Genomic DNA, 22,116 nt, shown 5'->3' with positions numbered 1-22,116 from the left:
ACCGGCCGCAGGCCCGATATCCCGCGACGCCTTACGTAGGCAATTGCCCATGCAGAATACTGCAACCGCGAGTTTCTTTTAGAGCGAAGGCGCAATGGGTACCATATTGGTCGTATGCAAATCACCAAGCAAAGGATTCACCATGCCTCACAACCAACCCGCGGCGGCGCAACGTCACAACATGCGCGGACACCTCATTATGGCCTTCGCGCTTATCGCGCTGGCGTTTACCGCGCTGCCTTCCATGGCATTCGCCGGCACCGACACCGCGGGCAATGTTTTCGTGTCCGACGGGGACTCCAGTCCATCCGGCGTCGGGGGCGATCTGTACTGGGCCGGTCAAAGCCTTAGCCTGGACGACGCGTCCATCGACCGCGATATCATCGCCGCCGGCGAAAGCCTGTCTATTCGCGACTGCACCGTAGGCGGCGCCGTTCGCCTGGCAGCGCGCACCATCGATATCGCCAAGACCACCATTGATGGAAGCGTGACAGTTGCCGCTCAGCACGTCGTACTTAACTCCGGCAGTACCGCCAATTGCTTCTATGCCGCAGGTGAGACGGTTGCCCTGCGCGGCTCCGCCAAGTCGGCAGTGCTCGCGGGCAGTACGGTAACCATCGACGGCACTGTCGATGGCGATGTTGAGGTCTGGGCCGAAAAGCTGGTGCTCGGCAAAAACGCCAACATCACCGGCACCGTAAACGCTCATGTCTCACAGGATCCCGAACGCGCCGACGGCGCCAAAGTTGGAGCCCTCAAGATCGACCGCACCGAGAACGAGGATACCTCCACCATCAACGACGTCATCGGCGGCATCGTTGCCGCAGCTCTTTCCACCTGCTTTGTCGCGATTCTCCTTGAGCTCGTCTTTCCGCGTGCAACAGCCAGCGCGGCCGGCATGCTTCACCAGCACCCCGCCCCGCTGTGGGTGGGCGGTCTTTTGGGCACGGTAGCCGCCGTTCCCGCCATCTTGCTGCTCATCATCTCGATTGCCGGCCTGTCGCTCGCCGGAGCCCTGATGTGCGGCGTCATCGGCATCGCCCTGGTCTCGGCGGCCTTTGCGGGCACCGCGATCGCACGCATGGTCGGGCACAGCCAGAACCGCTACGCCATGGCCGCCGTGGGCGGCGCCATCGCCGGCGCCCTTACGGCACTTCCCCTTATGGGCAACTTTATCAGCGGCGTAGCCTTCGTCTTTATGCTGGGCTATCTCATTCAGATCATCTGGCGCAACGCCCACGTCAAGCCGCAACAGGCCCCCAACACCCCAGGCCTTCCCTCCGCCTAACCGCCAACCACCGCAAAGGTGTCCTTTCTCTTTGTGGTGGTACAAAAAGGGCGCCGGCCGCGATGGTCGACGCCCTTTCTTGTGAATGCTACAGAGTTCAGCGCTTATTTGTTGACCTGACCGGCGCGAACGGCAGCCTTCTTGCGATCGGTGGCGTTGAGCAGACGCTTGCGCAGACGGATGTTCTTGGGGGTGATCTCCACCAGTTCGTCATCGGCGATGTACTCCAGCGCCTCCTCCAGCGAGAAGGTGCGAGGCGGCACCAGCTGCACGGAGATATCGGAGGTCGAGGAACGCTGGTTGCCCAGGTTCTTGGTACGGGCGATGTTGACGACCATGTCGCCGGCCTTGCTGCGCTCGCCCACGATCATGCCCTCGTAGCACTCGACACCCGGCTCAACAAACAGCTGGCCGCGCTCCTGCAGCGTGCCCAGAGCGTAGGCAACGGCCTTCTCGGTGGTCATGGAGATCATGGCGCCGTTCTGACGGTTGCCGATCTCGCCGGCGTAAGGACCGTACTCCAGGAAGGTGTGATAGAACACGCCCTCGCCGTGAGTGACGTTCATGATGCGGTTCTTAAGGCCCATGATGCCGCGGGTCGGGATCTTAAACTCAAGGTGCGTCACGATACCCGATGTGTCCATGCTGGTCATAATGCCGCCAGAGGTGCCAAAGACCTCGACGACCTTGCCCGAGTACTCGTCCGGGCACTCGACGACAGCCTGCTCGACGGGCTCCATCTTGTTGCCGTTCTCATCCTTCTTAAACAGAACGCGGGGACGGCCGACCTGGAACTCAAAGCCCTCGCGACGCATGGACTCCATCAGGACGGACAGGTGCAGAATGCCGCGGCCCGAGACCTCGACGCCGCTCTTGTCCTCGAGCTCCTCGATCTTCATGGTCACATTGTTCTCGGCCTCATTGAACAGGCGCTCCTTGAGCTGACGGGCGCCCACAATGTCGCCATCGCGGCCGACGAGCGGAGAGGTCGAGGCCTCAAAGACGATGGACAGGGTCGGCGGATCGATCTCGATAGGCTCGAGCTCGACGGGGTTCTCGGGATCGGTGTAGACATCGCCGATGTCGGTGCGCTCGATACCCACGACGGCGGCAATGTCGCCGGCGCCGACTTCCTGGCACTCGGTGCGGCCCAGGTAGTCGAAGGTAAAGAGCTGCTTGACGGTAGCGGTGGCGCTGGAACCGTCGTTCTTGACGACCAGGATCTGATCGCCCTGGCGAATGGTGCCGGAGTACACGCGGCCAATGCCGATGCGGCCGACAAAGTTGGAGTGGTCGATGGTCACGCACTGCATAGCGAGCGGCGCGGTCTCGTCAACCTCGGGCGCGGGCATGTCGTCGATGATCATGTCGAGCAGCGGGTACATATCCATGTTGCCGTCGTTGGGGTCAAGGCGGGCAAAGCCATTCATGGCGCTGGCATAGACCACGTGCTCCATGGCAAACTCGAGCTGGTCGTCGGTGGCGCCCAGGTCGGCCATAAGGTCCAGACAGTCGTTGTAGGCCTTCTCGGGGTTGGCGCCCGGACGGTCGATCTTGTTGATGACGATCATGATCTTAAGGCCGGTGTCGATGGCGTGACGTAGGACGAAGCGGGTCTGGGGCATGGGGCCCTCAAAGGCGTCGACCAGCAACAGGGCACCGTCGGCCATGCGCAGCACGCGCTCGACCTCACCGCCAAAGTCGGCGTGGCCCGGGGTGTCGATGACGTTGATCTTAACGTCCTTGTACTCGATAGAGATGTTCTTGGCGAGAATCGTGATGCCGCGCTCGCGCTCCTGGTCGTTGGAGTCCAGGACGCGATCCTCGACCTGCTGGTTGGCACGGAAGGCGTCCGTGGCACGCAGGAGCTTATCGACCATCGTCGTCTTACCGTGGTCGACGTGGGCGATAATGGCGATGTTCCTCAGATTGTCTACGCGCATGTAGTTCCCCTATCTTCTATCTATATACAAACGGCACGCGTATGTGACCCGTCCAGCAACACAACGCTCGGCGGGAATATTGAGCCTTTTACCGAAAACTCGTTTATTTTAGCGATTCTAGATGAGAGGGGTTTCCTCACCTGCAGGTTCAGGGTCGCTCCACATAAAACCATCGCCGGCGCCCATGCCCTCGTACAGCACATATGCCGAAAAACCGCTCTCGAGCGTGGTCTCGAAGAAGCTAACGAGCAAAGCGTCGTGATATCCGCCCTCGATCTCCACACAGCCGGTGTAGCCGATGGCATAGCGGGCGATGCGGCCCAGGCCTTCGTCCTTGAGACCCATCTTGTGCTCGGAGATAAAGTTGGTGGCAGCCTCCAGGCATGCCTCCTCACCGTCCTCGTCGAGAGCCGCAAGATAGCGGTTGGAGGCGGCATCCTCGATCGCCACGACAACGCCCGGGTTTTCACCGGCGGCAAGGTCGTCCAAAAACGCACCGATCAGATCGCACACCATGGCGTCGAGCTCGGCGGAGACGTTACCGGCGTTCTGCATATCCTGTGCCATCTTTTGACCTTCCCATCGCATTCGGCGTCGTTATAACTCCTGTGCCTCGGCCGCGATTCTGGCGGCAGCGTCACGGGCGCGAACCATCTCCGCCGCGCGCTTGTCGAGCACCTTGATCTGGTTGGTCAGCATTACCGCATCGACCACGCCCCAGATCACCAGGCCCGTCGAAATCGAAAACCCAAGCGCACCAACTGTACCACGAAGCCGCGACAAGATTACCGCGGCAAGCGCGGAGACAACAACCATCTTGATATAGGAGTCACGGCGCTCGCGAAGGGTGCGAGCCTGCGTCACATACGCAATGCGCGCGGCCTCAAATGCCTCGGCGCGTATATGGGCCTCACGCGCGATAGCGGCTGCTTCGGTCGACACACTGGTACCCATCAGCGCTCGCCGTGCATCGTGCTCAACCGACATTTAGAAATCATCGGGCGAGAGCGTGTGGACAAACTCGTCAAACTTCTCGAACTCACTCTCGTCGTCAACCTCGTCGGCAAGCGGAGAGACGGTGCCCAAGCGATTCATGATGTCGTCCTCCACAAACATGGGGGCATTGCTGCGCACGGCAAGGGCGATAGCGTCGCTCGGTCGTGCGTCAAGCATACGCTCGCCCCTATCGGTGTGCACGACGACCGTCGCGTAGAACACCGGCGGCTCGGCGCGCACGATCTCGATACGCTCGATCTTCGCTCCCACCACTTCGATGGTATCGAGCAAAAGATCGTGGGTGATGGGGCGATCGGTGCGGCCGGTATCGATACCGCGGCTGATGGCCGCTGCCTCGTAGGAACCGGTCTGGATGGAAAGAGAGCGCAGCGGCGCGGACGAATCCGACTTACGGCAACGCTCGCGCAAGACGATCAGCGATGGCACGGGACCGGCGGCCATGACGATGGTCTCTATGTCGACACGAACCATGGAACACCTCCGGTGCGTTGTGATTGGCATGCGCGGCAGCTCCGCCGCATTGAATAGCTATACTACCCAATCTTTCGCCCAGCACACAAAATCAAAGCAGTTAATTTGGGACGGGGCTTTTTTAGCTACCCAGCGGCAGGTCTAGAAACTGAGGCTGCGCAGAACAGGGTAGCCAAAAAAGCCCCGTCCCAAATTAACTGCTCCAACGGGTAAGAAAAAAGCCCCGAGGCAATGCCCCAGGGCTCTTAACGTTTTGATGGTGGACCTGACAAGATTCGAACTTGTGACCTCCCGGTTATCAGCCGGACGCTCTAACCAACTGAGCTACAGGTCCATCATGGTGGAGGTTAGGGGGATCGAACCCCTGACCTCAGGCTTGCAAAGCCCGCGCTCTCCCAGCTGAGCTAAACCCCCACGGAGACAGTAATAAACACCCCAGCGGCGACTCGGCTCTCGCTGGGGTGTTTATTGCGAAAGAAAGTGGTGGACCTGACAAGATTCGAACTTGTGACCTCCCGGTTATCAGCCGGACGCTCTAACCAACTGAGCTACAGGTCCATCGCGCAAGGGATATATTAGACGAGTCGTTACGCGCGCGTCAACAACTTTTTTGAAAATCTTTGGGAGGGGTGGTCGCTGGGCTGGCGAGATAGTGTTGGTTTGCCGCTCGGGCAGTCCTGCGCAAGACGAAGGCCACATTAAGTGGCCTTCTTTGCGTGCGGAACTCGCGACAAACCAACACTATCTCGCCAGCCCAGCGACCATGGGGTCCCAAGGTTTTCAAAAAAGCGGTCGGCGCGCAGTGCGCCGACCGCCGATATATGGGGTCTGATGATTTTTACCAGCTAGGGCCTCTTACTCGTCTAGGAGATCCTCTGGCATGTCGTTGCCGTCGCCTAGGTCGACTGGGGCCTCTTCGGTGACGTCTGCGGTCTCGGCACTTTCGCCCTCGGGCTTCTCTTCGGCGGCCGTCATGCGGGCAACGGCGCACACGCGGTCGTCATCGCTTACGGTCATCATCTTGACACCCTGCGTGGTTCGACCGGTCTGGCTGATCTCGTCGGTCTTGACGCGAATGACCGTCGCGCCCTCCGTCACGATAAACAGCTCATGCTGCGGGCCGACCGCCTTCATGGCCGCAAGGTTGCCCTTGCGCTCGGTCATTTGGATGGTGTAGACACCCTGGCCGCCGCGGTTTTGCTCCGGATAATCCGAGACCGGCGTGCGCTTGCCGTAGCCGCACTCGGTAATGACAAACAGGTCGCCCTCGCCGTTGGTGACCTCCATGCCCAAGACACTCACGCCGTCCTTCATGCCAATGCCGCGGACGCCGCTGGTGTCGCGGCCGGTAGCGCGAACCTGGTCCTCGGGGAACATGATCGCCTTGCCCGCAGTGGTGGCCATGATGATCTTGTCGCCCTCGCGTACGCGGCGCACGGCGAGCAGCGCGTCGTCGTCCCTCAGGTTGATGGCGATTAGGCCATCGCGGCGGCTGCGATCATAGGCGCTCATCACGGTCTTCTTGACCATGCCGTTCTTGGTGGCAAACATCAGGTACTCATCGGCGGGGAACTCACGACAGCTAATGACGCTCGCGATCTTCTCGCCTTCCTCAAAGGGAAGCAGGTTGACGATTGCGGTGCCGCGCGCCTGGCGCGTACCAACCGGCAGCTCGTGCACCTTCAGACGGTAGACCTTGCCCTTGCTCGAGAAGAACAGCACATACTCGTGGGTGGACGCGATAAACATCTCGTCGATAACGTCGTCCTCTTTAAGGTTGACGCCCGACACGCCCTTGCCGCCGCGCTTCTGGGCGCGGTAAGCGGCCACCGGGATACGCTTCACATAGCCGGTGTGGGTGATGGTCACGACCATGTCCTCGTCGGCGATGAGGTCCTCGACGTCCAGATCCTTCTCGACCTGGCTGATCTCGGTACGGCGCTTGTCGCCAAACTTCTTGGAGATCTCGCGCATCTCTTCCTTGATGACGCCCAGAATCTTCTCCTCGTGCGTCAGCAGGTCCTCGTAGTAGGCGATAGCACGGCGCAGGCCGTCCAGCTCTTCCTGAATCTTGTCGCGCTCCAGGCCGGTCAGGCGACGCAGCTTCATCTCGAGGATGGCCGTGGTCTGCTCGGGGGTAAAGCCAAAACGCTCAATCAGGCGGCTGCTGGCCTCGGAATCGGTCTGCGAGGAGCGGATGATGCTAATGACCTCGTCGATATGGTCGAGGGCCATAAGGTAGCCCTCAAGGATATGTGCACGGGCCTGGGCCTTTTTAAGGTCAAAGTGGGTGCGGCGGGTGACTACGTCGACCTGGTGGTCGATGTAGTGTTGCAGCATCTCGCGCAGGCTCAGGCATTTGGGAACGCCATTGACGAGCGCCAGATTGTTGGCACCAAAGGTGGTCTGCAGCGAGGTGTACTTATACAGGTTGTTAAGTACGACCTGCGGGATAACGCCCTTCTTGAGCTCAATGACCAGACGGATGCCCTTTTGGTTGGACTCGTCGCGCATGTCCGAGATGCCCTCGATGCGCTTGTCGTTTACGAGCTGGGCGATCTTCTCCTGCAGGGTGCCCTTGTTGACCATGTAGGGAATCTCGGTAAAGACCAGGCGGCTGCGGCCGGTCTTGGTGGACTCCACATGGGCCTTGGCACGCACGGTGATGGAACCGCGGCCGGTCTCGTAGCTCTGCCTAATGCCGGCGCTACCCATGATGATGGCACCGGTGGGAAAGTCCGGGCCGGGCATAATCTGCATGAGCTCGTCGACGGTGGCGTCGGGGTTGTCGATCAGGTAGCAGGTGGCCTCGATCGCCTCGGTGAGATTATGCGGGGCGATATTGGTGGCCATGCCTACAGCGATGCCTTGGCTGCCGTTAACCAGCAGGTTGGGGAAGCGTGCGGGCAGTACCACGGGCTCGGCGAGAGACTCGTCGTAGTTGGGCTGCCAGTCGACGGTATCCTTCTGCAGGTCGCGGAGCAGCTCCATGGCGGGCTTTGCCAGACGGCTCTCGGTGTAACGCATAGCTGCGGCACCGTCGCCGTCGATGTTGCCAAAGTTGCCGTGGCCGTCGATAAGCGGCGTGCGCATGGAGAACCACTGCGCCAGACGAACCATGGTCTCATAGACCGCGGAGTCGCCGTGGGGGTGGTACTTACCGATAACTTCGCCGACCGTCCAGGCCGACTTCTTGTGCGGGCGGTTGGGGTAGATGCCGCTCTCGTTCATGGCGTACAGGATGCGGCGGTGCACCGGCTTTAAGCCGTCGCGCACGTCCGGCAGGGCGCGTGCCGTAATGACCGACATCGAGTACTCGATAAACGACTGCTTCATCTCGCGGCCAAACTCCGAAATCTGGAGCTGGCCGCCGTTGATGTCCTCGCCGGCCGAGGCACCGCGATCGACCGCGCCAAAGCTCTCCTCGAGCTCGGCGTCGTCATCCTCTTCCTCTTCATCCTCGACATCGGGGTTGTAGGAATCCGGATCGCCGTCCTCGCCCTGCTCGGCGCGGGCGAGCAGGCGCTTCAGATCATCGGGCATACCGGCGTCGCCGGCCTCGTCCACACCCTCGTTGTTGTTGATATCGTCTGCCACGTTACCTCCTCATGGTTTGCGTGGTCCATTAGTTCCCTACCACGGAGACGGCTTTTCCAGGTGCCGCAGATTCGCCCGAAAGAGGAGGGAAGCGTACTTGGGTACGCGACCGACGATTGAGGGCGAAGGTGCGGTGGCTGGGAAAGCCGAACAGGTTAGGCATCTAAGAAGCGTGCATCATGCGCGTGTTTTTCAATGTACTCGCGGCGATAGCCCACCTCGGAACCCATGAGCTCGCGTACGGCACGGTCCGCCACCACGGCATCCTCGATCGTCACGCGCTGCAAAATGCGGGTCTTGGGGTCCATCGTCGTCGAGGCAAGCTGCTTGGGGTCCATCTCACCCAGGCCCTTGTAGCGCTGGACGGTATAGCCCTTGCGCTTCTTGGTGATCTTGCCATCCTTGGCCTTGCCGTCCTCGTCGTTGTCGTCGGGGTTCAGGCCCAGGCTCTGAATGGTGTCGCGCAGAATCTCGTCTTCGGGCTGTCGGCCGTTGGGATACACGTAGTGGATCTTGTTGCGCACCTTAATGCCAAAGATGGGCGGGCAGGCAACATAGACATAGCCGGCATCGATCAGCGGACGCATGTACTTGTAGAAGAACGTCAGCAGCAGGATGCGGATATGCGCACCGTCGACATCTGCATCGGTCATGATGATGATCTTGTGGTAGCGCGCCTTGGTGATATCGAAGTCGCCGCCGTCGCCGGCGCTCGTCGTAACGCCGCAACCGATCGCGGTGATCAGCGACTGGATGGTGTCGCTCGAGAACGCACGATGGTCGCCCACGCGCTCGACGTTCAGAATCTTGCCGCGCAGGGGCAGAATCGCCTGGATGTCTCGGCGACGGCCGTCCTTGGCCGAACCGCCTGCCGAGTCGCCCTCTACGATGAAGAGCTCGGTCAGCTCGGCATCGCGCACCGAGCAGTCGGCGAGTTTGCCGGGCAGCGACGCCGTCTCGAGCAGGCTCTTGCGACGGGTCGCCTCGCGCGCCTTGCGGGCGGCGTTACGGGCCTTGCAGGCCTGCTGCGCCTTCTTGACGATCTCGCGGGCGGGCTTGGGGTGCTCCTCGAGGTAGTCGGCAAGACCGTCGGTCACAATCTTGAGCGTAAGCGCGCGCATGTAGGAACTACCGAGCTTGGCCTTGGTCTGGCCCTCAAACTGCGGATCGGGCAGCTTGACCGAGATGACGGCCGAGAGACCCTCGCGCACGTCGTCACCGCTCAGGTTGGCCTCTTTCTCCTTAAGCAGGTTCTGCTTGCGGGCGTAATCGTTAATCACGCGGGTGAGGGCGGTGCGGAAGCCCTCAAGGTGCATGCCGCCCTCGGGGGTGTAGATGTCGTTGGCAAACGACATGACGTTCTCGCCATAACCGGCGTTCCACTGCAGGGACACCTCGACCTCGCCCATCTTGGCCACGGGCGCATCCGGGTCCGATTTGCCCTCAATGTAGATGGGCTCCTTAAAGGCCTCGGGGACGTCCTTGCCGTCGTTGAGGAACTTGACGAAGTCGATGATGCCGCCCTCGTAGCAAAACTCCTCCACGCGGGGAGCCGCCTCACGCTCGTCAGTCAGCACGATCTTGAGGTTCTTGTTGAGAAACGCCGTCTCTTGCAGACGATTGTGCAGTGTATCGAAATCGTAGACGCAGGTCTCGAAGATCTCGTCGTCGGGCCAGAAGGAGACGGTGGTGCCCGTCGAATCCGAGGTGCCCACGACCTCCATCTTCTTGACGGTCTTGCCGCGCGAGAATTCCATCTCGTAGATATTTCCGTCGCGGCGCACCTGTACGACCACGCGCTTGGACAGGGCGTTGACAACGGAGATGCCCACGCCGTGCAGGCCGCCGGAAACCTTATAGGCCGAGTTATCGAACTTACCGCCGGCGTGAAGGATCGTCATGACGACCTCGAGCGTCGGAATCTTTTTGACAGGGTGCTCGTCGACGGGGATGCCGCGCCCGTTATCGACGACCGTAATGGAGTTGTCGGCGTGGACCGTCACCTGAATCTCGGTGCAGAAACCGGCCATGGCCTCGTCGACGGAGTTGTCAACGATCTCCCACACCAGGTGGTGCAGACCGCTGGCGCTCGTCGAGCCGATATACATGCCCGGGCGCTTACGGACGGCTTCGAGACCCTCGAGGATCTTAATTTCGCCGCCATCGTAATCGTTTTCGTTTGCCACACGTCCTCCTTCGGTTAAGAAAATCTGTATAGCCTTACTATTTTATCGTAAAAAATACCCTCGGGGACGAGGGTATTTGCCTATACAAGGCCACCAGATGCGATTTAAGACTCTTTTTTGCTTTGCACGCCCTTGGCCCACTCGGCACTGGCCCTCATGGCGTTCTGGAGGGCCTCACGCAGTTTTTGGTCTTCGATGGGCGACACCTGGCGCTCGATCTCGGCGCGCTCGGCTTCATTCAGGTCGGCATGCGGCGCGGGCGGGCGCGGGGGCGCGACCGGGCGCAGGCGCTCTTTTGCCGCGGGCGGCGTGTGGCCGGGACGGGTCGTCTTAAATACCAGGCCATCCACATGCGCGCCGGCACGCTCCATGCGTGCGCGGATTATCTCGCGCAAAAGTGTCATCTCCTGTGTCCACGAGGGCGAATCGAGATACACCAGCAGCTCGTTGGACTCGGGAAGATAACGCAGCCCCGTCACGTGCCGGCCCTCGCGCGTGCCCGAGCACACCGCGTTCCAAGCACGGTAGACCGTACGCGATTCCTCGGCGGCCTCCATTTGCGCACGACGCTCGGGCGTAGCCGACGCCAAGATGCGCTGGCGCTCGGCACCCAAAAAGTCACTGAAGGCAGCCGTGCCGTTCTCACGCTCGTAATTAGCATGCCTCACCCATGCTCACCACCTTGGCTCGATCAAGCAACTCATCGGTAAAGTATCCCAAATTGGTGGTGGTTATGACTGTCTGGATGTCGTCGCCGATCAGCTGCAAAAAAGCGGCGCGGCGATCGCCGTCGAGCTCGCTCATCACGTCATCCAAAAGCAGCAGCGGGGCGGTACCCAGAATATCGCGGGCTACGGCCACCTCGGCCACCTTCCAAGCCAGGACCAACGTACGTTGCTGACCCTGACTGGCAAACGAGCGAGCCGAGCGGCCGGCGACCGAAAACTCAATCTCGTCGCGGTGCGGACCCACGAGTGTCACGCCGCGGCGGATTTCCTCGTCGGCGCGCTCGTCGAGCGCCGCGAGCATGTGCTCGTATGCCCAGCCCCTCAGCTCCTCGCGGTCATCGGTCTGGGGCAGCTCCCCCAACGTGGACGCATAGGCCACATCGGCCTCCTCCCCGGACGCAACCAGCCCGTAGGCATTGCGCACGTGGGCGTCCAAGCGATCGAGCAGGGCCAAGCGGTGCACCAGCAGGGCCGATCCGGCGCGGGCAATCGACTCATTCCACGCACCGAGCATCTCACGGCAGCACCATGTCTCTTTGAGCAGGGCGTTGCGCTGCGTCACGCAGCGGCCGTAGGCGCTTGCCAGATCGGCATAGCGAGCGCTCAGCTGCACGCCAAAGTCGTCGAGCGCGGCGCGACGCACGCTGGCACCACGCTTAACCATATCCAGATGATCGGGGCAGAACAAAACACTCGGCAGCACGCCGCGCACGCCAGAGGCGGCGCATCGCTTGCCGTTGCGGCTAAACGAACGCTTACCGTCCTCCACACATAGCCCCATGTCCAGCACGCGGCCATCGCCCTCGAGCCTAAGCTCGGCCTTGCACAAACCCGTGCCGTCGTGCACAAGCTCGACGGCAGTGGAATGCCTAAACGAGGCGCCGCTCGTTAGCAGCTGCAGCGCCTCTATGAGGTTGGTCTTTCCCGCCGCGTTGGGCCCCGCGAGCACCGTCACGCCATCGCTCAGTTCCAGGCGATAGCTATCGAAGCTGCGGTAGCGCGCGACGGAAAGATCGCGGGCGAACATGGCCATAGGGCGCCGCTAGATGCGCACCGGCATGACCAGGTACAGATAGTTGATCTTGTCGTAGGACTTAAAGATGCCGGCCTGCGAGTAGCTCTTGAGCTCCAGCGTGATCTCCTTCTCCTTGGACAGGGCGTTGAGACAGCCAAAGATGTAGTGGTAGTTAAAGGCAATGGTGCCCGACTCGCCCTCGGCCTCGACATCGATCGTCTCCTGCGCCAGATCCTGGTCATTGGAGATGGAGGACAGGCCCATCTGGCCGTTCTCGACATCGATCTCAAACTTGACGGCGGGGTTTGCGCTCGCGATGACCGCCACGCGCTTGAGGGCGGCATTAAAAGCCGCCACGTCGATCTTGACGCTCGTTACGCACGAATCGGGGATGAGCTGCTTGTAGTTGGGATACACACCCTCTATGCGGCGCGACACGTAGGTGGTGTTGCCGGCCTCAAAGACAACCTGGGTGTCGGTGGCACCGATCATAATGGTCGCCTGGCTCGCCATGATGCTCAGGGCGTCGTTGAAGGCATCGGCCGGCACGTTGAGCTCAAAGGAGCCCTCGAGCGTCGAGGTCTCCACCTGCGTATCGCACACGGCCAGACGGAAGGAGTCGGTCGCCACCAGGCGCACGGTGTTGTTTTCGACTCTCATATGCACACCGCCCAGGATGGGGCGGGCCTTGTCGGTCGAGGTGACGCGCCACACGCGGCTGACCATCTCGGACAGAATGTCGGTCGGGAGCTCAACGGCGCTCTCGATGGCATAGGCCGGGAACTCGGGGAAATCGTTGGCATCGAGCGTATTCAGGCGGAAGGAACTCTTCTCGCAACCGATCAGCACCTGGCGCTCCGAAAGCTCAAAGGTAACTGGGGCATCGGGAAGGGTCTTGGTGATGTTGGAGAGCATCTTGCAGGGGATTACCATCTCACCTTCCTCTTCCACATGTGCCGCGATGCGGTGACGAATCGAGATAGTGTAGTTAGAGGTTTGGAATTCCAAGATGCCGTCTTGTGCCTTGATGAGCACGCCCGACAGAATAGGGAGGGTGGATGCCGAAGCGACACCCTTCATGACGACGCCGATTGCTTGCGTAAGCGAGCTCTGGCTGACGGTGAACTTCATCTTTTAATACCTTTCTATAGATATAAATATCTTAATAATAGTAATAGTACTGACGAAACTGTTGATTACTCCCAAACATGCAGGTCAAACCCAAAAAGAGAATCGACAGTTCCCTGTGTGCAACAGGGGTCGTTTTCCACGTTCAAAACCTGCGCAAAACTTTTCATCGGAGCGGGCTGGGTTTTAGACACCTTATGCCCGCGGTTTCAACAAGTTTTCAACAGGTGTGCCTATTTCCCTACGAGCGCAGTGTAATTTTGTCCCGTAGCGATTTGAGGTCCTCGGTCACGGTCCGGTCTTCCTGGATCATCTTCTGGACTTTTTTGTAGCTCGTGCTGACGGTCGAGTGGTTGCGGTTGCCAAACTCCGCACCCACGGCGGTGGTTGTCATCTCGCACATCTCGATCGCTAGGTAGATGGCGATATGGCGCGCCTTGGCGATATTGGCATTGCGGCGCGGACCAATGAGCTCCTCATGCGTCACGCCGTACTGCTCCTCGATAACAGACTGAACTGTCTGCACGTTGATCTTTTTGGCCGACGTGTCGAAGTACTGGCTGGCGATGGCATCGATGTCGTCGAAGCTCAGCTCGCTACCCTCGCGCTCGCGGTCGCCCGCCTCCCCGGCGCAGCGCTCGCAGAAGCTCTCGAGCTCACGGATGTTGGTGCCCGATACCTCCGCCATGTGTTTAAAGTGTTCGTCAGTCAGATGTCCGCTGTCGCCACCGTAGGCCGCCAGCAGCGAGTCGTCCCCCGCCTCGGGCGCCGCCGCGATCGTGTTCTCGTAATAGCGCTGCAGAATCTTGTACTTCATCTCGTAGCTGGGCTCTGCTACCAAGCAGAGCATGCCGGCGTTAAAGCGGCTGGTCAGGCGCTCGTCCATGTTCAGGTCCTTGGGCGCACGGTCTGCGGCAATCACGACCTTCTTGTTGTTGCGGATAAACTCGTCCATGAGCTGGAAAAAGTAGTCCACGCTCGCGCGTTTGCCGATGATGTTTTGGATGTCATCGATGATGAGCACGTCCACGCCGTGGTATGCCTGCATGATGGGGGCGTTACTCTTCTTTTGGCGGTCGAATTCTGTCATCAGATCATCGATGTATGCCTGTGAGTTGGCGTATTTCACTTTGATCTCGGGCGACTTCTCGGCGAGCTCGTTTTTGATAGCGAGCAGCAGGTGGGTCTTGCCTAAGCCCGATTTGCCATAGATGAACAGGGATGTGCAAGTACCGCGTTCGTCTGCGAGTGCGGCGAATTTAAGCGCCGAACGATAGGCGTGGCTGTTTTCGGGGCCGTAGACAAAGTTTTCGAAGGTGAATTTTGAGTTGGCCACGAGGGGCGCGCCATCGGCGTTCTGCTCGCCCGGGGCCGCAGCCGCAGGCACGCTCACAGGCGATGTCGAGACTGGTTTTGCGCTCTTGGCGGGTGCCACGCCCTTCATCTGATTCATCATGCGGCGGAAATCGTCGGCCGACAGCGTGTTTTTGATCGCGATGCCCGGTTCTTCGCCCGGCGCTGCGTCGTGCGCGACGGGCATGTGCGAAACACTGGGAGCGGTTGCTACCGGCACGGCTGTTGCGTGGGGCATGGTTTCACGGGAAACATCGCCCGCATTGGTCTCCGGAGCCGCCACAGGGGCGGCGGTCGTCAAAGGGGGAGTGGCGGGTGCCGCCCCTGTGGCGCCTGCCGTGGGACCCTGCGGGGCCACGATGTTGAGCGCGATCGGCGCAAAGGCAATCTCTTCTAGGTAGTGCTCGATAGTCGGCTGGTGCTTTTTGAGCTGCGCAATGGCAAAGCGCGACGGTGCCTCGATGGTCAAGGTGTCCTCGGTTAGGCTCACGGCACGCGATTGCCCCAACATGTTGATGAGGCGCGCATCTTGGCCGTCGCGCTGGCAAAAGGCGATGGCATCCTCCAGGATGATGCTTGCTTCCTCGTCCACTGTCTCTCCCGTTCCTTAACTTTGGGCACGCACGCGAGCGCTGCCGAGTTCGGTCAGATGGTATTTCTGACCGTGTTTGATTACCAAGCCGGCCTGCGCCAAGTCATTGAGTGTGCGTGACCACGTGGGCGCGGAGTTTCCAAATGCTCGCGCCAGGTCGGTGGCGCCGCACTCTTGGTTTTGAGCCAGATATCCCAGCGCCGCGTTGCCGCGCTCGCTCACAAATACGTCCGGTTGCGGCTGTGCGTATTGATTCGCCGCATTAGGATACATCATTTGAGCTGCTGGTTGTTGAGAACTCTGCATGGTTGGCATCGGCTGTTGAAAACTTTGCGGCCACTGTTGGTATGGCTGCGGCGGCATCTGCTGGGCCCAGGGATGGTACGGCTGCGGCATCTGCTGATACGGCTGCTGATAGCCCTGGGGATACTGCTGCATATATTGCTGGGAGTATCCCTGCTGCGGCATATATTGTCCCGGATATGCCTGCGGGTACGGTTGGAAGCCCATCTGCCGCGCTCCTTGCATGTCCGTCACCTGCTGCATCGCGGCTGCATCCAAATCGGCCGGGACCATGGACTCTGCCGAGCCTTGAGTTGTCGTCTGTCCCGCGGGCTGGGGGTCCTGCATGGGCGGCATGCCGGGTTGATGCATCTGCTGCGAAGCCATGGGCTGTTGTAGTGGGGACGCGGCCATGGTTTGCTGCGGAGTCATCATTGCTTGCTGTGGAAATGCTCCCGGCAGTGGGTATTCCGACCCCTGGGCCTCGGGGCGCACGGCTGCCCCGCGCCCTCCCGCGCGCTCAATTTCCTGCACGCGCTTGGGGTCGAGGCTCACCGTGACGACGGTGCCGTTGCCCATGTTATCTTCGATGGAGATTGCCCCGCCGGCGTTTTCCAGGTATTCCTGCACCATGGGAAAACCTGCCCCGGTGCCGCGTATATACCGCTTCATCTTGCTGTTTGCGCTGGTGACGCCAAAGTCGAAGGCGCGCTCTTTGTCGTCGATGCCCGGACCTTGGTCGGCAAAGCGGATAGTTTCCCCGCCGTCCAGGATCGAGATAATGGGTTCGGCAAAGTGGGCGTGGATAAAGTTTTCGACAATCTCGCGGATAACCATGAGCGAGATGTGTCCGCCTTGCTCTTTCATGCACTGGTAGACGGTGTTAGTCGTCTCTTCCAGATACGTGCGGATGTCTTGCGGCTCGATGACGATCACGCGCGGGGTCGAAAGCATGTCGTCATAGACGGCGATGCGCGCCGCATACATGGTTTTTGGTGTCTGTTTCGATGTCTGCTCGCCCTCTTCGCGCTCTTCGCGTACGCCGTTGATGTGCTCGTTGTCGGGTGCCGGGTCACCGGAATCGACCATGGTGTAAAAGTCGTCAGACATGCCGCTCGCAATCTTTCAAAAGGTTTCGGATAAATAGTAGCTCACCGCGCAATGTTTCTCATCTTTCGACAAGTTTTCAAAACATGTTGAAAACTTTGGAAAATGGGCGAAAAGTTCTCAACATTGCCAACATGACCTGTCGAAAACTCGGTGAAATATCGTGAAAAGTTGGAGTCATACTCAAAAACTCATCCGGCTTATGGCGGAACCGTGTGAACTGCGCAACCTTTTACCTTTGATTTCTTGACATTTGAACATTGATTTCCCTACAATCTTCAAGCTCACGTGTCTATATCTGCGTCCGCGCCCTCGCGGACACTCGAAATGCAGCAGGAGGAACTTAAGATGAAGCGTACGTATCAGCCTAATAAGCGTAAGCGTGCCAAGACCCATGGCTTCCGTGCCCGTATGGCCACCAAGGGTGGTCGTGCCGTGCTCGCCCGTCGCCGCGCCAAGGGCCGCAAGCGTCTCACTGTCTAGCAGCGATACACACATCTCGCATGAAGACTATTAAGTCTCGGCAAGATTTCGAGCATGTGTTCAGTCAGGGGCGTCGTTTCAATCATCCTCTGATTCGAATGACCATATGTGAATCGGTTGGCGAAGGCGACTCTGGAAGGGTCGCCTTCGTTGGTGCTAAACGACTCGGTTGCGCAGTTGTGCGCAACCGTTCTAAGCGTGTGATGCGCGAGGCCGCCCGCAGCTGCGGATTTCCCGTTGCGGGTTATGACATCATCTTGTTCGCGACCCCCAAGACGAGGATCTCGTCGCCGGAGGAGATGAACGAGGCATTGCGTTCGCTTGTGATACGCGCCGGCGTTGCCGGGGAGGAGCGATGAGCAATCACGTTTTGCGACGTGTTGCCATCGCTCCTATTCGCATATATCAACAGGTTATTTCGCCCTTATTGCCTGACGCCTGCATTTATTATCCAACGTGTTCTCATTACGCCGTCCAGGCTATCGAGAAATACGGTGTTTGTAGAGGCTGCTGGCTTGCCGTGAGGCGCATCGCTCGCTGCAATCCCCTGCACGTCGGCGGTTATGACCCTGTGCCCTAGCGGGCACTCGCTATCGGAGGAAAAATTACATGTGGGATTGGATCGTTAACATCCTTTTCGAGCTGCTCAAGCTCATCCAGACCTTTGCGGTCGACTGGGGCCTGTCCATCATTATTCTGGTGGTCATCGTCCGTCTGCTGCTGACGCCGCTCATGCTCAAGTCGACCAAGTCGACGGCCCGTATGCAGGTGCTGCAGCCCAAGATGCTCGAGATCCAGGAGCGCTACGCTGACGACCCCCAGCGTCAGGCCGAGGAGATGCAGAAGTTCTACAGCGAGAACAAGTTCAATCCGCTGTCCGGCTGCCTGCCGCTTCTGATTCAGATGCCTATCCTCATCGCCCTGTTTACGCTTCTGCAAAACCTGCCTCATTACTTTAACGAGGGCACCTTCTCGTTCTTCAACATTCTGCCCGATCTGACCACCACGCCGAGTGCCTCTTTTGCCGATGGCTTTATGGTCGCACTGCCTGCGCTGGTTTGCCTGATTCTGTTTGCTGTCCTGACCCTGATTCCGCAGCTGTACATGTCGCGCAATCAGACTGGCCAGCAGGCCCAGAGCATGCGCATGATGGCCGTCGTCATGACCGTCATGATGCTCTGGATGGGTTGGAGCCTGCCCGTTGGTGTTCTTTTGTACTACGACGTGTCTTCTGCCTGGCAGGTCATCCAGCAGATCTTTGTGACGCAGAAGGTTATCGAGAAGGCTAAGGCCGAAGAGGAGGAGCGTCTTAAGAACGCCCCGCTGCAGGTTGAGGTCACGCGTCGCGAGAAGAAGCCGCGCCCGCACAAGAAGAAGTAGCGGTATAGTAATCTTATTTAGGTACCTAACTTTTGGAGTACGTTATGTCTGAAGAGATCGTCGAGGATATGCTTGAGGAGGTTGCCCCGCAGGCCGCGGGCGATTATCTCGAGATTGCACAGCGCTACAAGGCTGGTGAAGAGCTTACGGACGAAGAACTCGACACCATTGCCGATGTTGCGATTTCTATTCTTCGTTCCATCCTTTCGCATTTCGACGCCGCCAACTCTCCTATCGATGAGTATGAGGGCGACGAGGGCGAACTGATTCTTGATGTAACGGCTCCCGACCTTGCCGTCCTTATTGGTCGTCATGGTCGCACCCTTGATGCCCTTCAGGTTATGTTCTCGCTGTTGGTGAGCCGCAAGCTAGGCTTTAGGTATCCGGTCGTCGTCGACGTCGAGGGATATAAGAGCCGCCGCCAGGACAAGGTTGCCTCTATGGCTCAGTCTGCTGCCGAGCGGGCAGTGCGCACTCACAAAAGCGTTTCGCTTCCGCCCATGAATGCCTACGAGCGCCGTCTGGTTCATATTGCTCTTCGCGGCAACGATGCCGTCGACACGCATTCCGAGGGTTCTGACCCCGATCGTCATGTTGTGATTGTTGCTCGATAACCTAAACGAGCTTATCTTAAGGGGGCGTGGTTTCCACGTCCCCTTTTTTTGTCAAAAGTTCTTGATACACTGATTTTTGTCAGATAGGAGTTTGTCTTGTTTGTACTAACCGATGAGCAGGCAAGCCAGATGCTTAGTCGTCTAATTTCGTATTGCGAAGACTATTCTTTGAAGGTCTCCCATGATGCACTTTGCTCCTGTATTGAGCATCTAGATCTTGTTTTGGAGGCTAATAAGACCACCAATCTTACGCGCATCCTAAATATCGAAGATGCGGCTGTTCTTCATATTCTTGATTCGCTTGTGTTGCTTCCCTATATAGACATAGCTCCAGAAGGCGCTTTGTTAGACATGGGTACTGGTGCTGGGTTTCCTGGTATCCCTTTGACAATTGCTAGCGGACGTAAGGCTACCTATATCGATTCGGTTGGCAAGAAGGTTGATGCCGTGAACTCATTTGTTGAGGCTCTCGGTCTCAAGCATGCTCACGCGGTTCATGATCGTCTTGAAGAATATGCCCGAAGCCATAAGAAACAGTTTGCTGTTGTTACCGCTCGTGCACTTGCACCGTTACCGGTTCTCGTCGAGTACGCTTCACCATTTCTAATAGATAGTGGTCTCTTTGTTATCACTAAGGGAAACCCGTCAGACGTCGAACTTCAGTCTGGTCTAACTGCCGCTAGCATATGCGGGTTCACCACACTTATGACAGATGATTTAGATTTGCCAAATGGCTTGGGTCATCGCGAGTTTATCATTCTAAAAAAATCTCGTCCAGCAGCTATTTCACTTCCACGTGCTAATGGCATGGCGAAGAAGAATCCGCTTGCCTAGATGTTTCACGTGAAACATAATGGATAGTAATTACTTGTTATGTTTCACGTGAAACATAACAGATGATGAATCGGAATGTTTCACGTGAAACATCCTCCGTTTAACAGCTTAAAATACACCAGGAGGGACCGTGGGATTTCGCGACGTTAAGCGTTCTAAGAGCGCAAAAGACACGCGTATCATCGCAATCATCAATCAAAAGGGTGGTGTGGGTAAGTCCACCACAGCAGTAAACCTTGCAGCAGCACTGGGTGAACAGGGTCGAAAGACGCTGATTGTTGATTTTGATCCACAGGGTAATAGCACGAGCGGCTTTGGAATCGAAAAAGAAGAACTCGATAACTGCATCTATGATGCATTGCTGAATGATGTTCCGGCTGAATCGCTTGTTCTTGATACAAATTGCAGTAAGGTATTTGTAATTCCGGCTACTATCCAGCTTGCAGGTGCCGAAATTGAGCTTGTAAGCGCAATTGCACGAGAAACACGCTTGAAGGATCTGCTTGAGCCTGTTAAGGATGAGTTTGACTTTATATTTATCGACTGTCCGCCTTCACTTGGCTTGTTGACCATTAATGCGTTGACGGCGGCGGACAGTGTTCTGATTCCGATTCAGTGTGAGTATTACGCACTTGAAGGTGTCACGAAGCTGCTTGAGTCGATGAAGATGGTCAAAACACGCCTAAATAAGAGCCTTGATACCTATGGCGTGCTTATGACGATGTATGATTCGCGAACATCGCTCTCAAATCAGGTTGTCGAAGAAGTGCAGTCGTACTTTGGCGATAAGGCATTTAAGACCTTGATTCCGCGTACGGTTAAAATATCAGAAGCACCGTCGTTCGGTGAGCCGGTAATTACATATGCGCCGCAAAATAAGGGTGCAAAGGCGTATATGAACCTTGCCAAAGAGGTGATCAAGCGTGCCTAGTCCTAGGAAGCGTGGCGGTTTGGGTCGCGGACTCAATGCATTGGTCTCCGAAGCAGAATATGAGACCGGTGGATCTGCGACGTCCGCATCCAATACTGCTTCGGAAACTAAACTTCCAATCGAAGATATCGTTCCGAACCCCAACCAACCCCGAATTCATTTTAATGAGACCGAGCTTCGAGAGTTGAGTGAGTCGATTCAGGAACATGGTGTTCTTCAGCCGCTTCTTGTACGCAAGCACGGTAATGGCTATGAGATTATCGCGGGTGAGCGCCGTTATCAGGCTTCTAAGCTCGCTGGACTTGAGGAAGTTCCTGTCATCATAAAAGATGTTGATGATGAACAGATGCTTGCGCTTGCATTGATTGAAAATCTGCAGCGCTCTGATCTCAATCCAGTCGAAGAGGCTAAGGGGTATCGACAGCTCATCGATGCGAGTGGTATGACTCAAGAGGCCTTGTCGAAGGCTGTTAGCAAGTCTCGCTCTGCAATCACCAATTCGCTGCGCCTACTTGATCTTCCCGAGGTTGTTCAGCAGATGATCTTTGAAGGTAAGCTGACTGCTGGCCATGCTCGAGCAATTCTTGCAGTTCCATACGAAGATGCACGCATTAAGTTAGCTGAGAAGGTTGTTGCGGAAGGATTGTCCGTCCGCGCGACAGAAAATCTTGCTCCGTTGTTTTCTGCCGGAGAGACACCAAAAACGCCTCGAACTGCAACGCCTCAGTCTTTTAAGAAGGCGGCACGCGTTCTGCGTCAGGTATTTAACACGAACGTTCGCGTAAAGAGCTCGCGCGGCAAGAACAAGATCGAGATTGAATTTAAGGATGAAGAGGAACTCTCTCGCATTCTTGGCGAAATCATTCAGTTTGATCAAGGAGGTCAGGATGAGGAATAAAGTTCTGACTGCTGTCGCTTTGGCTGCTACTGTTGCAGTTGGCGCTTTTGCCGGTTATAAGATTGCGACAGATGATGAATTGCGTGGTCGTTTACTTCGCGGAGCGCAGGATATCGTTGATACCTCAAAAAAGAAAATGGATGTTATGAACGAGGACGTTGCCATGCGTACGGCTCAGATGACTAAGAATCCCAAGATCAACCAAGATTGGGTTAATCATCAATGGGAAAATGTAGGCTTTTAGGTACCTAACAATGACTCATCTATTC

The 22,116-nt window shown here is 57.8% G+C and carries 21 protein-coding genes and 3 tRNA genes; 10 read left to right on the top strand and 14 right to left on the bottom strand.

Annotation, left to right across the window (positions count from 1 at the left end; all coding sequences use genetic code 11):
- Positions 1–142 precede the first annotated feature (142 nt).
- Positions 143–1,288: a hypothetical protein gene (locus ACQRAP_RS06715; RefSeq protein WP_427795196.1), complete on the top strand. Its 1,146-nt coding sequence runs from the start codon at positions 143–145 to the stop codon at positions 1,286–1,288.
- 104 nt (positions 1,289–1,392) lie between these two features.
- Here the strand turns inward: ACQRAP_RS06715 and typA are convergent, their stop codons facing one another.
- From typA to ACQRAP_RS06645, 14 genes are all read right to left on the bottom strand, one after another.
- Positions 1,393–3,231: a translational GTPase TypA gene (gene typA / locus ACQRAP_RS06710; RefSeq protein ID WP_154516764.1), complete on the bottom strand. Its 1,839-nt coding sequence runs from the start codon at positions 3,229–3,231 to the stop codon at positions 1,393–1,395.
- A 117-nt stretch (positions 3,232–3,348) separates the two neighbouring features.
- Positions 3,349–3,798, bottom strand: a complete 450-nt coding sequence (locus ACQRAP_RS06705) for a hypothetical protein (protein ID WP_427729039.1) — start codon at positions 3,796–3,798, stop codon at positions 3,349–3,351.
- Positions 3,799–3,828: 30 nt separating this feature from the next.
- Positions 3,829–4,185, bottom strand: a complete 357-nt coding sequence (locus ACQRAP_RS06700; RefSeq protein WP_427795195.1) for a hypothetical protein — start codon at positions 4,183–4,185, stop codon at positions 3,829–3,831.
- 33 nt (positions 4,186–4,218) lie between these two features.
- Complete coding sequence (locus ACQRAP_RS06695; protein ID WP_427748159.1) at positions 4,219–4,719, bottom strand: bifunctional nuclease family protein; 501 nt, start codon at positions 4,717–4,719, stop codon at positions 4,219–4,221.
- A 257-nt stretch (positions 4,720–4,976) separates the two neighbouring features.
- A tRNA-Ile gene (locus ACQRAP_RS06690) sits at positions 4,977–5,053 on the bottom strand.
- Positions 5,054–5,057: 4 nt separating this feature from the next.
- A tRNA-Ala gene (locus ACQRAP_RS06685) sits at positions 5,058–5,133 on the bottom strand.
- 67 nt (positions 5,134–5,200) lie between these two features.
- Positions 5,201–5,277 (bottom strand) — tRNA-Ile (locus tag ACQRAP_RS06680).
- A gap of 297 nt (positions 5,278–5,574) precedes the next feature.
- Positions 5,575–8,262 (bottom strand): DNA gyrase subunit A, encoded by a 2,688-nt coding sequence (gene gyrA, locus ACQRAP_RS06675; RefSeq protein WP_427795201.1) that lies wholly within the window; start codon positions 8,260–8,262, stop codon positions 5,575–5,577.
- 209 nt (positions 8,263–8,471) lie between these two features.
- Positions 8,472–10,502, bottom strand: a complete 2,031-nt coding sequence (gene gyrB, locus ACQRAP_RS06670) for a DNA topoisomerase (ATP-hydrolyzing) subunit B (RefSeq protein ID WP_427717924.1) — start codon at positions 10,500–10,502, stop codon at positions 8,472–8,474.
- A gap of 104 nt (positions 10,503–10,606) precedes the next feature.
- Positions 10,607–11,170: a DciA family protein gene (locus tag ACQRAP_RS06665; protein ID WP_427795194.1), complete on the bottom strand. Its 564-nt coding sequence runs from the start codon at positions 11,168–11,170 to the stop codon at positions 10,607–10,609.
- A complete protein-coding gene (gene recF, locus ACQRAP_RS06660) occupies positions 11,157–12,263 on the bottom strand; it encodes a DNA replication/repair protein RecF (protein WP_427717918.1) in 1,107 nt (368 codons plus the stop codon). Before recF ends, ACQRAP_RS06665 begins: the two co-directional genes overlap by 14 nt.
- Positions 12,264–12,272: 9 nt before the next feature.
- On the bottom strand, positions 12,273–13,376 hold the full coding sequence (dnaN, locus tag ACQRAP_RS06655; RefSeq protein ID WP_427748154.1) for a DNA polymerase III subunit beta: 1,104 nt from the start codon (positions 13,374–13,376) through the stop codon (positions 12,273–12,275).
- Positions 13,377–13,614: 238 nt separating this feature from the next.
- Complete coding sequence (locus tag ACQRAP_RS06650) at positions 13,615–15,318, bottom strand: DnaA ATPase domain-containing protein (RefSeq protein ID WP_427729026.1); 1,704 nt, start codon at positions 15,316–15,318, stop codon at positions 13,615–13,617.
- Positions 15,319–15,333: 15 nt separating this feature from the next.
- On the bottom strand, positions 15,334–16,689 hold the full coding sequence (locus ACQRAP_RS06645; protein ID WP_427795193.1) for an ATP-binding protein: 1,356 nt from the start codon (positions 16,687–16,689) through the stop codon (positions 15,334–15,336).
- Between the two features lie 366 nt (positions 16,690–17,055).
- On the opposite strand from ACQRAP_RS06645, the gene rpmH reads away from it, so the two are divergent.
- The 9 genes from rpmH to ACQRAP_RS06600 all read left to right on the top strand — a co-directional run bounded on the left by rpmH (position 17,056) and on the right by ACQRAP_RS06600 (position 22,091).
- Positions 17,056–17,190 (top strand): 50S ribosomal protein L34, encoded by a 135-nt coding sequence (gene rpmH / locus ACQRAP_RS06640; RefSeq protein ID WP_019127408.1) that lies wholly within the window; start codon positions 17,056–17,058, stop codon positions 17,188–17,190.
- Between the two features lie 20 nt (positions 17,191–17,210).
- Positions 17,211–17,549, top strand: a complete 339-nt coding sequence (rnpA, locus tag ACQRAP_RS06635; protein ID WP_154516785.1) for a ribonuclease P protein component — start codon at positions 17,211–17,213, stop codon at positions 17,547–17,549.
- A complete protein-coding gene (gene yidD / locus ACQRAP_RS06630) occupies positions 17,546–17,770 on the top strand; it encodes a membrane protein insertion efficiency factor YidD (RefSeq protein ID WP_154516787.1) in 225 nt (74 codons plus the stop codon). The genes rnpA and yidD overlap by 4 nt, the downstream gene beginning before the upstream one ends.
- 29 nt (positions 17,771–17,799) lie before the next feature.
- A complete protein-coding gene (locus ACQRAP_RS06625; RefSeq protein ID WP_154516790.1) occupies positions 17,800–18,570 on the top strand; it encodes a YidC/Oxa1 family membrane protein insertase in 771 nt (256 codons plus the stop codon).
- A 44-nt stretch (positions 18,571–18,614) separates the two neighbouring features.
- Positions 18,615–19,184: a protein jag gene (locus tag ACQRAP_RS06620; protein ID WP_154516793.1), complete on the top strand. Its 570-nt coding sequence runs from the start codon at positions 18,615–18,617 to the stop codon at positions 19,182–19,184.
- 96 nt (positions 19,185–19,280) lie between these two features.
- Positions 19,281–20,018 (top strand): 16S rRNA (guanine(527)-N(7))-methyltransferase RsmG, encoded by a 738-nt coding sequence (rsmG, locus tag ACQRAP_RS06615; RefSeq protein WP_427795192.1) that lies wholly within the window; start codon positions 19,281–19,283, stop codon positions 20,016–20,018.
- Between the two features lie 130 nt (positions 20,019–20,148).
- Positions 20,149–20,949, top strand: coding sequence for a ParA family protein (locus tag ACQRAP_RS06610; protein ID WP_427729019.1), 801 nt, complete (start codon positions 20,149–20,151; stop codon positions 20,947–20,949).
- A gap of 19 nt (positions 20,950–20,968) precedes the next feature.
- The gene (locus ACQRAP_RS06605; protein WP_427795191.1) at positions 20,969–21,847 is read left to right on the top strand and encodes a ParB/RepB/Spo0J family partition protein; all 879 of its coding nucleotides are present in this window, start codon (positions 20,969–20,971) and stop codon (positions 21,845–21,847) included.
- A complete protein-coding gene (locus tag ACQRAP_RS06600) occupies positions 21,837–22,091 on the top strand; it encodes a hypothetical protein (RefSeq protein WP_427795190.1) in 255 nt (84 codons plus the stop codon). The genes ACQRAP_RS06605 and ACQRAP_RS06600 overlap by 11 nt, the downstream gene beginning before the upstream one ends.
- Positions 22,092–22,116 lie beyond the last annotated feature (25 nt).

Origin of the sequence: Collinsella sp. SGI.180 (assembly GCF_050313455.1) — a bacterium.
Classification (GTDB): domain Bacteria; phylum Actinomycetota; class Coriobacteriia; order Coriobacteriales; family Coriobacteriaceae; genus Collinsella.
This window is presented reverse-complemented; position numbering and strand designations above follow the sequence as displayed.

Bases quoted from the DNA above. Each gene is read 5' to 3' on its own strand.
- yidD (WP_154516787.1), top strand. From the start codon at position 17,546: ATGAGCAATCACGTTTTGCGACGTGTTGCCATCGCTCCTATTCGCATA.
- ACQRAP_RS06600 (WP_427795190.1), top strand. From the start codon at position 21,837: ATGAGGAATAAAGTTCTGACTGCTGTCGCTTTGGCTGCTACTGTTGCA.
- recF (WP_427717918.1), bottom strand. From the start codon at position 12,263: ATGGCCATGTTCGCCCGCGATCTTTCCGTCGCGCGCTACCGCAGCTTC.
- rpmH (WP_019127408.1), top strand. From the start codon at position 17,056: ATGAAGCGTACGTATCAGCCTAATAAGCGTAAGCGTGCCAAGACCCAT.
- ACQRAP_RS06700 (WP_427795195.1), bottom strand. From the start codon at position 4,185: ATGGGTACCAGTGTGTCGACCGAAGCAGCCGCTATCGCGCGTGAGGCC.
- typA (WP_154516764.1), bottom strand. From the start codon at position 3,231: ATGCGCGTAGACAATCTGAGGAACATCGCCATTATCGCCCACGTCGAC.
- ACQRAP_RS06620 (WP_154516793.1), top strand. From the start codon at position 18,615: ATGTCTGAAGAGATCGTCGAGGATATGCTTGAGGAGGTTGCCCCGCAG.
- ACQRAP_RS06695 (WP_427748159.1), bottom strand. From the start codon at position 4,719: ATGGTTCGTGTCGACATAGAGACCATCGTCATGGCCGCCGGTCCCGTG.
- ACQRAP_RS06715 (WP_427795196.1), top strand. From the start codon at position 143: ATGCCTCACAACCAACCCGCGGCGGCGCAACGTCACAACATGCGCGGA.
- ACQRAP_RS06705 (WP_427729039.1), bottom strand. From the start codon at position 3,798: ATGGCACAGGATATGCAGAACGCCGGTAACGTCTCCGCCGAGCTCGAC.
- dnaN (WP_427748154.1), bottom strand. From the start codon at position 13,376: ATGAAGTTCACCGTCAGCCAGAGCTCGCTTACGCAAGCAATCGGCGTC.
- ACQRAP_RS06645 (WP_427795193.1), bottom strand. From the start codon at position 16,689: ATGGTCGATTCCGGTGACCCGGCACCCGACAACGAGCACATCAACGGC.
- ACQRAP_RS06625 (WP_154516790.1), top strand. From the start codon at position 17,800: ATGTGGGATTGGATCGTTAACATCCTTTTCGAGCTGCTCAAGCTCATC.
- gyrA (WP_427795201.1), bottom strand. From the start codon at position 8,262: ATGCCCGATGATCTGAAGCGCCTGCTCGCCCGCGCCGAGCAGGGCGAG.
- rnpA (WP_154516785.1), top strand. From the start codon at position 17,211: ATGAAGACTATTAAGTCTCGGCAAGATTTCGAGCATGTGTTCAGTCAG.